The sequence below is a fragment of the Streptomyces sp. NPDC002619 genome, from assembly GCF_042889305.1.
In the GTDB taxonomy this organism is placed as follows: Bacteria; Actinomycetota; Actinomycetes; order Streptomycetales; family Streptomycetaceae; genus Streptomyces.
On sequence record NZ_JBIAQV010000001.1, the window covers coordinates 39,452 to 54,745 of the forward strand.

Here is a 15,294-nt window from a genome sequence, read left to right on the forward strand (position 1 = left end):
GCGGCCGCCTTGGCAGACTGGGTTTCGTGTCCCAGACTCTGCTCCTCGCCGAAGACGACCGCGCCATCCGTCACGCCCTGGAACGGGCCCTGACCCTGGAGGGCTACCAGGTGACGGCGGTCGCCGACGGTGTGGAAGCGCTCGCGCACGCCCACCGCACGGCGCCGGACGTCCTCGTCCTCGACGTGATGATGCCCGGGATCGACGGACTCCAGGTCTGCCGGGTGCTGCGCGCCGAGGGCGACCGTACGCCGATCCTGATGCTCACCGCTCTGGTGGAGACCGCCGACCGGATCGCGGGCCTGGACGCGGGCGCCGACGACTACGTCGTCAAGCCCTTCGACGTCGAGGAGGTCTTCGCCCGCCTGCGCGCCCTGCTCCGCCGCACCACCCCGGTGACCGCCGGCACGAACGGCGGTGGCGCCGAGCCCGCCAAGGACCCGACGGTCTCCGACCGGCAGATCGAGGCGGCCGGGATGCGCATGGATCTCCAGGCGCGCCGGGCCTGGCGCGGCGGGCGCGAGCTGGAGCTGACCCGCACCGAGTTCGAACTCCTTGAACTGCTCGTCCGCAACGCCGGCATCGTGCTGGACCACTCCACGATCTACGACCGCATTTGGGGCTACGACTTCGGCCCGGGCTCCAAGAACCTCGCCGTCTACGTCGGCTACCTGCGCCGCAAGCTCGACGAGCCCGGCGCGCCGCAGCTGATCCACACCGTGCGGGGCGTGGGTTACGTGCTGCGGGAGGACTGAGTGGGCCGCCTGCGGCGGACGCTCGCCCGGCGCCGGCCCAAGCTCGTCTCCCTGCGGACCACCTTCGCGGTGTCCTTCGCGGCCGTCACCGCCGTGGTCACCGTCGTCGTCGGCATCCTGTCCTACAACGCGGCCGCCCGGCTGGTCCGTGTCGACCAGCAGTCCGTGTTCACGCAGGTCGTGCAGGACGTGCAGGACGAGGTACGGACGCACGAGATGGTGCCGGAGGACTTCAGCTCCTCCCGGCCCGGCCACGATGTCGTCCGGCCCAGCCGCACCGACGTGCAGGTGCTGGGTGCCCAGGGGCAGATGGTCGACCACGGCAGCCCGGTGCTGCCCGTCACCGCCGAGGACCGGGCCGTGGCCGGCGCGCCGGCGGCCGGGAAGACCGCCCAGTACATGGACGTCCGGGTCGGTGATGACCTGTTCCGGATCGCCACCGTCGCACTCGGCGACGGGCGGGGCGCGGTGCAGGTTGCGCAGGAGTTCAGCGACACGGAGGATCTGCTGCGGGCGCTCCAGCAGCGGACGCTGGCGCTGATGGCCGTGGTCGTGGTCGCCGCCGGGCTGTTCGGCTGGTGGCTGGCCCGCCGCATCACCCGGCGGCTGGTCGTGCTGACCACGGCCGCGGAGGACGTCGCCCGGACCCGCCGCCTCGGCATCGAGGTGCCCGTCGCGGGCCTGGACGAGGTGGGACGCCTGGGCCGCGCCTTCGACCGGATGCTGGGCCGTCTCGCCCAGTCGGAGGAGGACCAGCGGCGGCTCGTCCAGGACGCCGGACACGAACTGCGCACCCCGCTGACCTCGCTGCGTACGAACATCTCCCTGCTCCGCCGCATCGACGAGCTGCCGCCCGAGACCCGGGACGACCTCGTCGCCGACCTCACTCAGGAGGCCCGCGAACTGACCGACCTGGTCAACGAGTTGGTCGATCTCGCCGCCGGGCAGTCGGACCAGGAGCCCCCGCAGCAGGTGGACCTCGCCGACCTCGCCGAGGACGTCGCGGGCCTCGCCCGGCGCCGCACCGGGCGGGAGATCGTGCTGCGGGCGAGCGGGGACACCAGCACGGACGGGCGGCCCGGGATGCTCCAGCGGGCGATCTCCAACCTGGTCGAGAACGCCGCCAAGTTCGACCGGGGCGGCAAGTCGCCGATCGAGGTCGCCGTCACGGGACCCGTCCGTCCCGGGACCGTGCGCGTCGAGGTCCTCGACCGCGGGCCCGGTATCGCCGAAGGCGACCTGATCCGTATCTTCGACCGCTTCTACCGCGCGGCCGACGCCCGCTCCCAGCCCGGCTCCGGCCTCGGCCTGTCCATCGTGCGGGAGGTCGCCATGGCCCATGGCGGGGCGCCGTTCGCGCTCCGGCGGGAGGGCGGCGGGTCGGTGATCGGGTTCACTGTCGGTGGGGTGATACCGGGGGGTTCCCGGGGGGAGGGGTGACGTGGACGTGGGTGGGGCGGGGCATCTCGTGTGGGCCCGGCAGACAGGGGCCGACGGGCGGCCAGGACCCGGTGTGCGGGTCTTCCGGTCCGGGTCGGCCGTCGCCGTGGCCGCCCCCGGTCTCTCCGGACGGGACCGGATCGCGGTGTCCGGGCGGACCGAGGACGCGCTGTCCCTCGTCCAGGACGTGCTGGCGGAGACCGGTCCGACGTACCGGCCCTTCGGCGACGCGGCGCTGATCGATGCGCTCGTACGCGGGATTCCGGGGCTGGTGCCCGGCCCCGGTGCCTTCCTGTGGATGGAGACGGCCGAGCCGCCGGGCCCGGTGACCGGCGTGGAGTGGCTGGACCGGGACGGCGAACGCCGGGCTCGGGCGCTCTTCGATCTGTGCTTTCCCGACTCCTACGCCCAGCCCGGCCTGCCGGGGGTGCGCCGCTGGGCCGGTGCGGACGGCGGGGCCCTCGCCGTCGCGGCCGACGCCTGGTCAGCGGCCGACTGCGGATTCATGGCCGGAGTCGTGACGCATCCGCACGCCCGCGGACGCGGTCTGGGCGCGGCCGTCTCCCGCTTCGTCCTCGACGCACTCGTACGACGGCACGGGCGGGCCGCGTTGATGGTGGACGCGACCAACACGGCCGCGATCGCGGTGCACGAACGGGCCGGGATGCGCGGACGGCTGTTCGGGGCGGCGGGGTGGGGCGATGATCGGGGTGGCCACGATGGCTCGCTGATGTCGCCCTCCGCCGTGAAGGAGCCCCGGGCATGCTGACCGACGAAGAGGCCGCCGCTCTCGCGCACATCGACGAGGCGGACATCGGTCGGACACTGCTGGAGTTGATGGCGGTCCCCAGCGTGACCGGGAGCGCCGCCGAGTCGGAGCTTCAGCATCGACTGGCCCGGCGGCTGGAGCGGTTGGGGCTCGACGTCGATCTGTGGTCCATGGATCTGCCCGCGCTGCTCGCCGACCCCGGATTCCCCGGCATGGAGGTGCCGCGCGAGGAGGCGTGGGGGCTGGTCGGGCACACCATGGGCGGTGGGGGCGGGCCGACTCTCATCCTGCAGGGGCACGTGGACGTCGTACCGCCCGGGGACCTCGCCGCGTGGGACGGTGACCCGTTCGTGCCGAGGGTGACCGGGGACGTCGTGCACGGACGCGGGGCCTGTGACATGAAGGCCGGGCTGGTGGCGCATCTCGCCGCGCTCGCCGCCGTACGGGCGGCCGGGGTGCGGCTGCGCGGCAAGGTCGCCGTGCACTTCGTCGTCGGCGAGGAGGACGGCGGGATCGGCGCCTTCGGCACGCTGAAGCGGGGGTACGGCGGTGATGCCTGCGTGATCACCGAGCCGACCTCCGGCACGCTGATCACCGCCAATGCGGGCGCGCTGACCTTCCGGATCACTGTCCCCGGCAAGGCGGCGCACGCCAGTTCCCGGGACGCCGGGGTCAGCGCGATCGACGCCTATGTGCCGCTGCACCGGGCGCTGGCCGACCTGGAGAGCGTGCGCAACACCGGCCCCGATCCGCTGATGGCCGAGTACCCGATCCCGTACGCCCTCTCCGTCGGCACCCTGCGCTCCGGCGACTGGGCGAGCAGCGTGCCCGACCTGCTGGTCGCCGAGGGGCGGCTCGGTGTCCGGCTCGGGGAGGAACCGGCCGACGCGCGCGCCGAGTTGGAGCGCCGTGTGGCCGAGGTGTGCGCCGCCGACCCGTGGCTGCGGGAGCATCCGGCGACGGTGACCTGGCCGGGCGGGCAGTTCGCGAGCGGGCGGCTGCCCGAGGGTCACCCGCTGCGGGCCGAGGTGCGCGACGCCTGCGCCGACGCGAACGGCTGGGCCGCCCGGCCCCGGGAGCGCGGGGCGCCGTACGGCAGCGATCTCAGGCTCTACGCCGGGGAGGGGATCCCCACGCTGCAGTACGGGCCGGGCGACGTGCGGGTGGCGCACAGCGCGCGGGAGCAGGTGTCCGTGCGTGAAGTGGCGGAGGTGGCACGGACGTTGGTACTCACGGTGCTGCGGACCGCCGGGACGGTCACTTCGGGGCGCGGCGCGTGAAGGACGGCAGCGCGGGCGAGGTGAGGAAGCCCTCGGCGCGGGCGCTGGCCAGGCCGATGCGCGGGATGTCGCTGCTCTTGGCGAAGAGCAGATAGCGGGGCTCCCACAGCGGCCGGTACTTGGCGTTGGCCCGGTACAGGGACTCGATCTGCCACCAGCGGGAGAAGAAGGTGAGGATCGACCGCCACAGGCGCAACACCGGCCCGGCGCCCAGGCGTGAGCCGCGCTCGAACACCGAGCGGAACATGGCGAAGTTGAGCGAGATCCGCCGTACGCCCAACTCGCCCGCGCGCAGCAGCAGTTCGACGGCCATGAACTCCATCAGGCCGTTCTCGCAGTCGCGGTCGCGGCGCATCAGATCCAGGGAGAGGCCGTGCTCGCCCCAGGGGACGAAGCTGAGCAGCGCGCGCGGCTCGCCGTCCGTGTCCCGGCACTCCAGCATCACGCAGCGCCCGTCGCCCGGGTCGCCGAGGCGGCCCAGGGCCATCGAGAAGCCACGCTCGGTGGCGCCGTCGCGCCAGTGGTCCGCGCGGTCCACGAGCAGCGCCATCTCGTCGTCTGGGATGTCCTCGTGGCGCCGGACCCGCACGGTGTACCCGGCGCGGCGGACCCGGTTGTGCGCCTGCCGTACGACCCGCATGGCGCGTCCGTCGAGGGTGAAGTCGGTGAGGTCCACGATCGCCTCGTCGCCCAACTCCAGAGCGTCGAGGCCGTGCCGGGCGTAGATCGTGCCGGCCTCCTCGCTCGCGCCCATCACGGCGGGCGTCCAGGCGTGCCGGCGGGCCTCGGCGAGCCAGGCGTCGATGGCGCCGGGCCACGCCTCCGGGTCGCCGATGGGGTCGCCGGAGGCCAGGCTGACGCCGCTGACCACGCGGTAGCCGATGGCGGCCTTGCCGGTGGGGGAGAAGATGACGGCCTTGTCGCGGCGCAGCGCGAAGTAGCCGAGGGAGTCGCGCTCCCCGTGCCGCTCCAGCAGCGCCCGCAACTTTTCCTCGTCCGCCTCGCCGAGCAGCGCCTGGCCGCGCGGGGCGCGGAAGCAGGCGTACAGGACGAGCAGGAAGGTCGCGGCCATCAGGACGTTGATGATCACGTCGGCCCAGCGGGGCGCGTCCACGGTGTCGATGCGGTCGGCGAGCGGGCCGACGCTGACACCGCGCAGCAGCGTGTACGCAATCTTGTCCGCGAGGCTCGCGCCGGTCACCTTGTTGGTCGCGCCGACGAGCAGCGTGCCGAGGGTGCCGCTGACCAGGAGGCCGCCCGCACCGACGGCCAGGGCGAGCCGCGGGTTGGAGCGGTCGCCGATGGCGTCGAACTCGCGGCGGCCGAGCAGCAGCGCGGCCACGAACAGGCCGGTGAGCAGGGCGGAGAACCAGTTGAAGAGGTGCTCGCGGTAGGGGTCGCGGGTGAGTGCGAGGGCGTAGAGGCAGAAGAGGGACCCGGCGAGGATCAGGTTGAAGACCCACGCGGCCCGTTTGCGGCGCCGCATGACCACGGCGAGGAACAGCGCGAGCGCCGCCGAGATCAGGCCGGCGGTGCACAGGTACGGCGTGAAGAACTGGCCCGCGTTGTGTTCGTGCACCTCCTGGCGGAAGGACAGCGACAGGACGGCGACGATGTTGACCGCCGCGAGCAGCCGTAGATACCAGACGGTGGCCGTGGCGGCGCGGGCCCTGAGCCGGGGGGAGGGGGCCGTGGGGAAGCGGCGGGGGCTGCGCTGATCGGGGATGCGGGGGGCGATGAGCGTCGACTGCGGTGAGGACATGCTGCCTGGTCACCTTGGGGACTGGAGGGGAGGGGACGGGAAGGTGCGGGAAGGTGCGGGGAGGAGCGGCGAAGGGGACTGGACGGTCGGCCGGGCGCACGGTCCGTCGTGCGCCCTGGCCGTCGACCCTACGACTTGTAGGGTAACGGGGATTTGTGTGAGCTGTGAGAAGGGTGTGGCCGTCCGCCGGAGCCTAGTCGGCTCCCTCCGACCGGTACTCCGCGCGTTCGGTACGGCACTCCGCCCGGCCCCTGCCGCGCCGGGCCGCCGCCAGATGCCAGGCGAGGTTGCCCAGGGCCGCGCCCGCCGCCACCGTGGCGACGATCACGCCCCCGGTGGCCAGTCCGTCGCTGAACAGGTGCGGACGCCGGTCCAGGCTGTGCAGCCCGAAGCCGCACAGTTCGTACACCCCGAACGCGGCGACGGCGAGGCTCACGACCAGCAGGGCGACCGTGGGCATGAGCCCCGAGCCCCGCAGCGGCACGTCGGCGCCGGGCTGTCGCGCGCTTTGCGCATCCATGCTGTGCATGATTCCCCCGTAGAGCAGACGTGTGGCGGTGGACGGTTGGGAACCTACAATACGTAGGGTCGAGGGCGAAGGACTGCCGATCCGGGGCTCGACGTCGTACGGACATGTGTCCGTGGGCCACCCTCACCAGGCTCCGACCGCCTCCAGCAGGACGTGCAGATCATGAGCGGCCTCGGCGCTGGCGAGCGTCGCCGCCGCCAGGACCGCCGCGGTCACGGCCGTGAGCACCGGGTGCCGGCCCAGCGGTGGAGCCAGGAGAGCGGCCACGCGGCGCGGGACCGGACCCGCCGTGGCCAACGGACCCCGGCGCCCGAGCGCGCGGAGCCCCAGCGGACCGCGTCGGCCGAGGATGCCGAGGGCGGCGTCCGTGACACGGGCGAGGGCCGGACGGTGGTGCGCGGCGAGGGCCGCCCTGCCGACGGCGCGCGCGACCCGCTTCCGGTCGCCGGTGCCGGCGGCCGCGCTCTCGTCCGCCCAGCGCTCGATGGTGTACGTGACGGCGGTGGCGAACGGGCGCAGCAACGGGTTGGCGGCGGCGCCCAGTTGGGCCAGCGCGACGAACGCGTAGTGGTGGGCCGTCAGATGGGCGCGCTCGTGCGCGAGCAGGATCTCGTGCTCGCTCTCGTGCAGCGCGTCGAGCATCCCGGTGGAGACCACGATCCGGCCCGGCAGCCCGGGCAGCGCATAGGCGTCGGCCGCCTCGTCGGCCACCACGACCAGGCCGTCGCGCGTGGGCATGCAGGCGGCGTCCAGCGCGGCCGCGGCCAGCGTGCGGGCGCGGCGCCAGAGCATCCGGGCGGCGGTGAGCAGCGCGCCGCCGAGCAGCAGACCGGCGACGAGGGCGATGGAGAGCTCGGCGGGGTCGGCGCTGCGCGCGCCGCTCGCCGACCAGTGGCCGAGACCGGCGAGAAACGGGAGCCGGATCAGGCCGGTGATGGCCAGCAGGCCCAGCGAGATCGTGCTCGCCGTGCCCAGGATCAGCGACGATGCGGTGAGCAGCCAGGTGGCCAGCCGGGGCTCGCAGCGCTCGGACAGCGGGCGGGCGCCGAGCGGGGCCAGTAGCGACAGGAGCAGCGGCACGTAGACGGCTATGCGCATCGGCGGGGCCCTCTATCCGTCGGTCTGTCGGTCGGAGCCCCGGTCGGCACCCAGGCCCTGTTCGGGACCGAGGTCCTGTTCGGGGCCCAGCAGGTTGCGCAGCAGGTCGGCGTCGGCGCCGGAGAGCTCGTCGGCGAAACGGGCCAGTACGGCCTCGCGGTCGGGGCGGCTCTCCAGGACCGTGCGCATACGCCGGGCGGCGAAACCGGCGTCGTCGGTGACGGGGGCGTAGGCGTACGCCCGCCCGCGCGCGGTGCGGGTGAGCAGGCCCTTGGTGTGCATACGAGTGAGGATCGTCACCACGCTGCTGTACGTCAGCCCGTCAGCGAGGTGCTCGGTGACCTCGCCCGGGGTCAGCGCGGTGCCGGCCCGCTGGAGGAGTTCGAGGAGCTGGTTCTCGCGGACGCCGTTCGCCCGCTTCGGGCCTCGCTCCTGTGCGTCGGCTCCCATGGGGTTTGTCGTTCTCCCGGTCGTCTTCTACAGTCGTGTCGAACTTTTACTCACGTGTAAAAGTTCTCCCTTCCCCGAGTGTGCCATTGGAATGCCCATGAGCGCTATCAGCATCGGTCAGGCCGTCGTCCTCGGAGTCGTCGAGGGGGTGACCGAGTTCCTGCCCGTCTCCTCCACCGGCCATCTGAAGATCACGGAAGGGCTGATGGGCATCCCGGTCGACGACACCGCCGTGGTCGGCTTCACCGCCGTCATCCAGGTCGGGGCCATCGCCGCCGTCCTGTTCTACTTCTTCAAGGACATCGTGCGGATCGTCTCCGCCTGGGGTCGCGGCATCGTGCACCGTGAGGAGCGCTACCACCACGACTACAAGTTCGCCTGGTGGGTGATCTACGCCACGATCCCGATCGTCGTCGTCGGCCTGGCCGCCAAGAAGCTCGTCGAGGGGCCGCTGGGCTCGCTGTGGGTGGTGGCCGTTTCGCTGATCATCGGCTCCGGTGTCATGTGGGCGGCGGACCAGATGGGCCGGCACAAGCGCGGGGAGGACGACACCACGCTCAAGGACGCGATGCTGGTCGGCAGCTCCCAGATACTCGCGTTGCTCTTCCCCGGCTTCTCCCGCTCCGGCGCCACCATGTCCACGGCGCTGATCCTGGACCTGGACCGGGTGGCGGCGACGCGTCTCTCCTTCTTCCTCGGCATCCCGGCGCTGACCGGCGCGGGGCTCTACGAGCTCAAGGACGCGGTCGGTGCCGGCGTCGGGGCGGCGCCGCTGGCCGTGGGGACCGCCGTGTCGTTCGTGGTGGCGTACGCGTCGATCGCCTGGCTGCTGAAGTTCGTCGCGAAGCACTCCTTCAACGCGTTCGTGGTCTACCGGATCGTCATCGGCGTGCTGTTGCTGGGGCTGCTGGGTACCGGGGTCCTGAACGCCTGACGCCGATGTACGTACGGCGATGGATGTAACGCCTGATACATTCACCACTGTGGCGAACAAGGAACCGGTGAGCCGCTGGCTCGTCCTCGTGATCAAGGTGCCGGCCGAACCGACCCGGCACCGCGTGGCGATCTGGCGCGAGCTGCGCAAGATCGGTGCGCTGTCCCTCGGGCAGGGCGTGTGGGCCGTACCGGACGTGCCGGTCTTCGCCGACGGTGTCGCCCGCGCCATCGCCCTGGCCGAGCAGGCCGGCGGACAGGCCGTCACCCTCAACGCGGCCGGGCGCGGTCCCGAGGACGCCGCCCGCTTCCAGGCCCTGTTCACGGCCGAGCGGTCGGCGGACTGGACCGAATTCCTCGCCGACTGCGGCAAGTTCGAGCAGGAGCTGGCGAAGGAGATCCGCATCGCCAAGTTCACCCTCGCCGAACTGGAGGAAGAGGAGCAGTCACTGGAACGCCTGCGCCGCTGGCACCGCGACCTGACGGTCCGCGACGTCTTCGGCGCCCCCGAGGCGAAAGAGGCCGCCCGCCGCCTGAAGGAGTGCACGACGGCCTGCGAGGACTACGCAAACCAGGTGTTCGCGGCGCTGCACGAGGCACAGGGTGAGGCGTTGTGAGCCGTCCCGCACCCGACATCGGAGGGAACGCCGTGGTCCAGCCCGCGTCCGCTCGGCAGATGTGGCCCTTGTACGCCGCCGGGTTCACCACCGCTTTCGGGGCGCACGGTATCGCCGCCAATCTTGGTGGGTTCTCCTCCGACGCCGTCACCTCGCTGCTCGTCCTCGGTGGGCTGCTCGCCCTGTACGACGGGGCCGAGGTGCTGCTCAAGCCGGTGTTCGGCACGCTCGCCGACCGGATCGGGGCCCGGCCGGTGTTGCTCGGCGGGCTCGTGGCCTTCGCCGTGGCCTCCGCGCTGTACGTCGTCGCCGACAGCCCCGGCTGGCTGTGGGCCGCCCGCCTGGGCCAGGGCGCCGCGGCCTCCGCCTTCTCCCCGTCCGCGTCCGCGCTGGTCGCCCGGCTCAATCCGGCGGCGGGGCACGGCCGCGCGTTCGGTAGTTACGGCTTCTACAAGTCCGTCGGCTACACCCTCGGCCCGCTGCTCGGCGGTGTCCTGGTGTGGGCCGGTGGTCTGCGGCTGCTGTTCACCGTGCTCGCCGTGCTCGGCGCAGCGGTCGCCTGCTGGGCCGCGCTCGCTGTACCCGCCGTACCCCCGCTGCCCAAGGCCCGCCAGACCGTGCTCGACCTGGCCCGCCGCCTGGCCGACCCGGCCTTCCTCGCCCCGACCGCCGCCCTGGCCGCGGCGACCGCCGCCCTCTCCGTCGGCGTCGGCTTCCTGCCCGTCTCCGGGCGGGCCGCCGGCCTCGGCACGGTCGCCACCGGTGCCGCCGTGTCCGTGCTCGCCGCCTGCGCCGCGATCGTCCAGCCGAAGGCCGGGCGCGCCCTGGACGCGGGTCGCCTCACCACCCGCGGCGGTATCACGGCGGGCCTGCTCCTCACCTCCGCGGGCCTGGCCTGCGCGACGCTGCCCGGCCTCACCGGCGTGCTGACCGCCGCGACCCTCACCGGCGCCGGCACGGGCCTGATCACCCCGCTAGGCTTCGCCGCCCTCGCCGCCTCGACCCCCCAGGAACGGCTCGGCCAGACCATGGGCGCAGCGGAACTCGGCCGCGAACTGGGTGACGCGGGCGGCCCGTTGCTGGTCGCCGGGGTGGCCACGCTGGCCACGCTGACGTACGGCTTTGCGGTGCTCGCGGTGCTGTTGGCGGTGGGGCCGGTGGTCGGCCTCGTGCGGCGGCGCGCGGGCGGGTGACGGGTGGCGCCCGCGCTGGACGGCCGAACTGGGTGACGTGGCCGGCCCGTTGCTGGTCGCCGGGGTGGCCACGCCGGCCACGCTGACGTACGGCTTTGCGGTGCTCGCGGTGCTGTTGGCGGTGGGGCCGGTGGTCGGCCTCGTGCGGCGCATGGGCGGGTGAGCCGCGGCGCTCGCGGTCGGGTTCGTGCGGCGGTGGCGCGCGGGCGGGTGACGGACGGCGCCCGCGGGCGGCCTCGTGCGGCGGCGCGCGGGTGGGTGGGCGGCGGCGCTCGCAGTTGGCCCCCTACCGTGCCGCACAGCCCCCGACAGCCCGCGCCCGTGCTGCACATCCGGCCTTCTCCGCCCCACCATCACCCCGCCTCCCCTTGTTCACCGTGCCTTTGCAGACTCTTGACGTCCTGAATGTCCTTGCTGGTAGCGGGAGTTGAACATGAGCCACGGTCACAGCCACGGCCCCGGGCACCATCACCACCACCACGCGGACGGCGACGCCACGTCTCTGCCGCCCGCCCTCGACATGTCGGTCCCCGACGAGGAGCTCACCCCCGGTCAGCTCTCGCGCCGGTCCATGCTGCGTCGCACCGGTCTCCTCGGGGCGGGCCTCGCCGCGGGCGGTGTGCTCGCCGGCGCCGGTCAGGCGGCCGCGGCGGCGGCCTCGCAGGGGGGCCGGCGCGACGGCGGGTACCTCTGGCTGGCCGGCGACCACCACATTCACACCCAGTACAGCTCCGACGCCAAGTACCGCGTCATCGACCACGTACGGCAGGCGAACGCGCACGGCCTCGACTGGATGGTCATCACCGACCACGGCAGCGAGGCGCACGCCAAGATCGGTGTCGAGAAGGTCAACCCCGACATCGTTGCCGCGCGCGACCAGATCGACGACACGCTGGTCTTCCAGGGCCTGGAGTGGAACATCCCGGCGGCCGAGCACGGCACGGTCTTCGTGCACCCCGGCCGCAACGAGGTCGCCGTACTCAAGGAGTTCGAGAACTCCTTCGACGGCTCCGTGAAGGGCGCCGGCGCGAGCACCCCGGCCAACGAGGCCCTCGCCATCGCCGGTTTCAACTTCCTCGCCGAGCAGGTGCAGCGCCGTAAGGTCAAGGACGCCCTGTTCCTGGCCAACCACCCGGCCCGCAAGGGCATCGACTCCCCGCACGAGATCCGCGCCTGGCGCGACGCCCAGCCCGACATCGCCGTCGGGTTCGAGGGCGCCCCCGGCCACCAGGCCGGCGGTCTGCCCGCCCCGAAGGGCCCGGGCGGCGCGCGCGGTATCTACGACAACAGCCCGAGCGCGGACTCCTTCGCCGGCTACCCGCTGGAGAGCTACCGCACCTGGGGCGGCTTCGACTGGATGACCGCCACCGTCGGCGGCCTGTGGGACAGCCTGCTCGCCGAGGGCAAGCCCTGGTGGATCACCGCCAACTCCGACTCCCACAACGTCTACGCCGACACCGCCGTCCGCGGCCCGAACAGCGACTTCAACGCCAACGGCCGCTACAACGACCCGGTGTACGGCGGCATCAGCCTCACGGACACCGACTTCTGGCCGGGCCAGTACAGCCGCACCCACGTCGGCTCCTCCTCCTTCTCGTACCAGGCGGTCATGGACGGCATCCGCGCCGGCCGCGTCTGGGTCGACCACGGCGGACTGATCAGCGGCCTCGACGCGCGGCTGCGCTCGGGCAGCCGTGAGGTGACGCTCGGCGGCGCTCTGCACGTTCGCCGCGGCAGCCAGGTCGACCTGGTCATCGAGATCAGCCTGGCCAACGGCCCCAACTGGTCGCAGTTCGTGCCGTCGCTGGCCCGCGTGGACGTCATCCAGGGCGACGTCACCGGCCCGGTCGCCGACAAGGACGTCTTCGCCACCCCGTCCACCAAGGTCGTGAAGTCCTTCGAGGTGAACAAGGCCACCGGTGCGGTCCGGCTGACGTACAGCCTCGGCCCGGTGGACGGGCCGGTCTACGTCCGGCTGCGCGGCACCGACGGCAACCGCTCCGCGGTCGGTCTGCACGGCGCCGCCGTGGACCCGGCGGGTCCGGCGATCGACGTGCTCGGCGACGCCGACCCGTGGAAGGACCTGTGGTTCTACTCCAACCCCATGTGGGTCCTGCCCGCATGACCGCACCTCACGACGCGTCCGGCGTCCACACCGTGATCGGGGTGGACGCCGGCACGGCGAGCCTGCGGGAGGCCGACCATCTGGTCCACGACCTGATGGCCCGCCTCGGCCTCCCGCCGGGCACCCTCGCCTGCACCCATCTCGTCCGCACCGACGAACGCCGGGGTACGGCCGTCTCCCTGGCCCTGCCCGACGCCGGGCCGGCCGCGGAGGTCTGGCGGCGCATCGCCGGCCTGGAGATGCCGGGGCTGGGCGCGGCCCTGGGCGCGCTCGTGTACGGCCCGGCGCCCGCCGCCCGTTCGGCGGCACGGGTCGCCACGGAGCACGCCGGGCGCGAGGGCGGCCGGGCCGTGGTCTTTCCGGGAGCCGAGCACCTCACCGGCACGGTCACGGTGGCCGACCTGCTCGACCGCACCGCCGTCGAGCGCCTCACCGTGATCGGCGCACCCGCGTCGCCGGACGGGCCCGACCCCGCCACGCCCGTCCTCACCCGCGACCATGTGCGCCCCGAGTGGCAGCGCGGCCGGCTGACTCTCGCCCTGGTTCCGGCGGCGGGCGGCGCTCTGGCGCCCTTCGAAGTGCCGAATCCCACACCCTGCTGCGCGGACCACGCCTGACCGGACGGTCCCGTTTTGTTGGTGAACGTGTCGTCTGGAGGGGCCCGTGGGACCGCTGTGGCGGCTCCCACGGGTCCATGCACCTGCAACAGTGGCTGAACCCAGTCGGTCGGCCTCCCCGGAGCGCCGGAGGCCGGCCCCTTTATCGGCCAGACAGAGCGTGACTGATTGTCCTTGAGCAACGTGGCCTGCCCACCTGGCAATTGCCTGGTGGGCAGGTCCGCATCCGGAACGCGTTGCACCGTGTTCGAGCTTGGGCGGTTTCTCTCCGTACTCGGATCGTTGCGGCCAAGTGACCGTCTTTATCGCACAGTTGAGGCGGAATGCAAGGTGCCGTATTTCAGTCAACATGTCGATGCGATCTTGGCCGAGATGGAGCGATAAGTAGACAATCATTCAAGCAACGGTCTGGGCGAAGAACCACTGCCCGATGAACGACCTCCGGATCCGACCGGTCTCGGAGGCAGCGTGCAGGAGGGGTTGTGGAACGCTATTTCACCAGCGGATGGCACGAGAACCTGCGGCTCCGCGTACGGGAGTTCGCCGAGCGGGAGGTACGTCCGCGGGTAGCGCAGATGGAGGCGTCACGCACCGTGGCGCACGAGCTGTCCGGGCTCATCGCCCGGCAGGGCTGGATCGGCGTCACCATCGGCCGGGAGTACGGCGGGATGGGGGCCGGGCACCTGGCCAAGACCATCATCATCGAGGAACTCGCCCGAGTCAGCGGGGCGATGGGGGCCATGGTGCAGGCCTCCCAGCTCGGTGTCGCCAAGATCATCCACTTCGGCGACGAGGTCCAGAAGCGGACCTGGCTGCCACGCATCGCCGCGGGCCACTGCCTGCCGACGATCGCGGTCACCGAACCCGAGTCGGGCGGCCACGTCCTGGGCATGCGCAGCACCGCCGTCCGTGACGGCGACGACTACATCCTCAACGGCCGCAAGGTCTTCGTCGGCAACAGCCACGTCGGCGACGTGCACGGCGTGGTCGTCCGTACCGGCGAGGGATCGAAGGGACTGTCGGCCTTCCTCGTCGAAGCCGACCGCCCCGGCTTCTCGCTGGGCCCACACCGGCCTGCCATGGGCCTGCACGGCTTCAGCTTCGGTGAACTCATCTTCGACAACGTCCGGATCCCGGCAGCCAACCGGCTCGGCCAGGAGGGCGGGGGGCTCGCCGTCGCCTACTCGTCCAGCATCCTGTACGGCCGTCCCAACCTCACCGCCGTCTCCCTCGGCATCCACCAGGCCGCCTTCGAGGAGACGGCCGCCCTGTGCATCGAGCGCGAGCGGTACGGCGCACCCCTCGGCGCGCTCAACAGCATCAAGCTCAGGCTCGGCAGGATGAAATCCCGGCTGATGACGGCCCGCTTGGCCGCCTATCACGCCGTACACCTGCTCGACCAGGGGCTGCCGTGTGACGCGGAGCTGATGAACGCCAAGTTCCTCAACCACGAGGCCGCCGTCGAGTCGGCGACCGAGGCCATGGAGATCCACGCCGCGAGCGGCCTGTTCACCGACCGTCCGGTGGAGCGCTATCTGCGCGACGCCCACCACATCTACGCACCCGCCGGCACCTCCGACATCCAGCTGCTGAGGCTGGGCGAATTCGCGCTCGGCACGGCCAAGTCCCAGTGGTCCGAACGGCTCTCCGGTCTCGTCCGGACCGTGCAGCCGCACCGCAGGCTGGGCCAGCTGGAGACAGCCGGTCACCCGGGCTGAGCGGGCTG

The 15,294-nt window shown here is 72.6% G+C and carries 15 protein-coding genes; 11 read left to right on the plus strand and 4 right to left on the minus strand.

The annotated features are described in order from the left end of the window. Positions 1–38: 38 nt before the first annotated feature. Genes ACFYXB_RS00210 through ACFYXB_RS00225 form a run of 4 tightly spaced genes read left to right on the plus strand, consistent with a single transcriptional unit; the run spans position 39 to position 4,244 of the window. Positions 39–755, plus strand: coding sequence for a response regulator transcription factor (locus ACFYXB_RS00210; protein ID WP_389577402.1), 717 nt, complete (start codon positions 39–41; stop codon positions 753–755). Then, positions 756–2,195, plus strand: a complete 1,440-nt coding sequence (locus tag ACFYXB_RS00215) for an ATP-binding protein (RefSeq protein WP_389576386.1) — start codon at positions 756–758, stop codon at positions 2,193–2,195. 1 nt (position 2,196) lies between these two features. Continuing rightward, the gene (locus ACFYXB_RS00220; RefSeq protein WP_389576388.1) at positions 2,197–2,964 is read left to right on the plus strand and encodes a GNAT family N-acetyltransferase; all 768 of its coding nucleotides are present in this window, start codon (positions 2,197–2,199) and stop codon (positions 2,962–2,964) included. After that, a complete protein-coding gene (locus ACFYXB_RS00225) occupies positions 2,958–4,244 on the plus strand; it encodes an ArgE/DapE family deacylase (protein WP_389576390.1) in 1,287 nt (428 codons plus the stop codon). The genes ACFYXB_RS00220 and ACFYXB_RS00225 overlap by 7 nt, the downstream gene beginning before the upstream one ends. On the opposite strand, the gene ACFYXB_RS00230 is transcribed toward ACFYXB_RS00225, so the two are convergent. The 4 genes from ACFYXB_RS00230 to ACFYXB_RS00245 form a co-directional block, all read right to left on the minus strand. After that, positions 4,222–6,006: a phosphatidylglycerol lysyltransferase domain-containing protein gene (locus ACFYXB_RS00230; RefSeq protein ID WP_389576392.1), complete on the minus strand. Its 1,785-nt coding sequence runs from the start codon at positions 6,004–6,006 to the stop codon at positions 4,222–4,224. The two genes, ACFYXB_RS00225 and ACFYXB_RS00230, sit on opposite strands and share 23 nt — an antisense overlap. A gap of 193 nt (positions 6,007–6,199) precedes the next feature. Then, the gene (locus ACFYXB_RS00235) at positions 6,200–6,526 is read right to left on the minus strand and encodes a hypothetical protein (RefSeq protein WP_389576394.1); all 327 of its coding nucleotides are present in this window, start codon (positions 6,524–6,526) and stop codon (positions 6,200–6,202) included. A gap of 132 nt (positions 6,527–6,658) precedes the next feature. Beyond that, a complete protein-coding gene (locus ACFYXB_RS00240) occupies positions 6,659–7,633 on the minus strand; it encodes a M56 family metallopeptidase (RefSeq protein WP_389576396.1) in 975 nt (324 codons plus the stop codon). Positions 7,634–7,645: 12 nt separating this feature from the next. Beyond that, complete coding sequence (locus tag ACFYXB_RS00245) at positions 7,646–8,083, minus strand: BlaI/MecI/CopY family transcriptional regulator (RefSeq protein ID WP_389576398.1); 438 nt, start codon at positions 8,081–8,083, stop codon at positions 7,646–7,648. Between the two features lie 97 nt (positions 8,084–8,180). Between ACFYXB_RS00245 and ACFYXB_RS00250 the strand changes: the two genes are divergently transcribed. The 7 genes from ACFYXB_RS00250 (at position 8,181) to ACFYXB_RS00280 (ending at position 15,286) form a co-directional block, all read left to right on the plus strand. Further along, entirely contained in the window at positions 8,181–9,017 is an 837-nt protein-coding gene (locus ACFYXB_RS00250) for an undecaprenyl-diphosphate phosphatase (RefSeq protein ID WP_389576400.1), read from the plus strand. A 19-nt stretch (positions 9,018–9,036) separates the two neighbouring features. Beyond that, positions 9,037–9,633 (plus strand): Chromate resistance protein ChrB, encoded by a 597-nt coding sequence (locus ACFYXB_RS00255; protein WP_389576402.1) that lies wholly within the window; start codon positions 9,037–9,039, stop codon positions 9,631–9,633. Between the two features lie 59 nt (positions 9,634–9,692). Further along, complete coding sequence (locus ACFYXB_RS00260) at positions 9,693–10,826, plus strand: MFS transporter (RefSeq protein ID WP_389577404.1); 1,134 nt, start codon at positions 9,693–9,695, stop codon at positions 10,824–10,826. A 37-nt stretch (positions 10,827–10,863) separates the two neighbouring features. Then, positions 10,864–10,989: a hypothetical protein gene (locus ACFYXB_RS00265; RefSeq protein ID WP_389576404.1), complete on the plus strand. Its 126-nt coding sequence runs from the start codon at positions 10,864–10,866 to the stop codon at positions 10,987–10,989. Between the two features lie 270 nt (positions 10,990–11,259). Beyond that, positions 11,260–12,951: a PHP domain-containing protein gene (locus ACFYXB_RS00270; protein WP_389576406.1), complete on the plus strand. Its 1,692-nt coding sequence runs from the start codon at positions 11,260–11,262 to the stop codon at positions 12,949–12,951. Next, positions 12,948–13,568: a hypothetical protein gene (locus ACFYXB_RS00275; protein ID WP_389576408.1), complete on the plus strand. Its 621-nt coding sequence runs from the start codon at positions 12,948–12,950 to the stop codon at positions 13,566–13,568. The genes ACFYXB_RS00270 and ACFYXB_RS00275 overlap by 4 nt, the downstream gene beginning before the upstream one ends. 482 nt (positions 13,569–14,050) lie before the next feature. Beyond that, positions 14,051–15,286 carry an acyl-CoA dehydrogenase family protein gene (locus ACFYXB_RS00280; protein ID WP_389576409.1) on the plus strand — a complete coding sequence of 412 codons (1,236 nt, stop codon included), beginning with the start codon at positions 14,051–14,053 and terminating at the stop codon, positions 15,284–15,286. Positions 15,287–15,294: the final 8 nt, after the last annotated feature.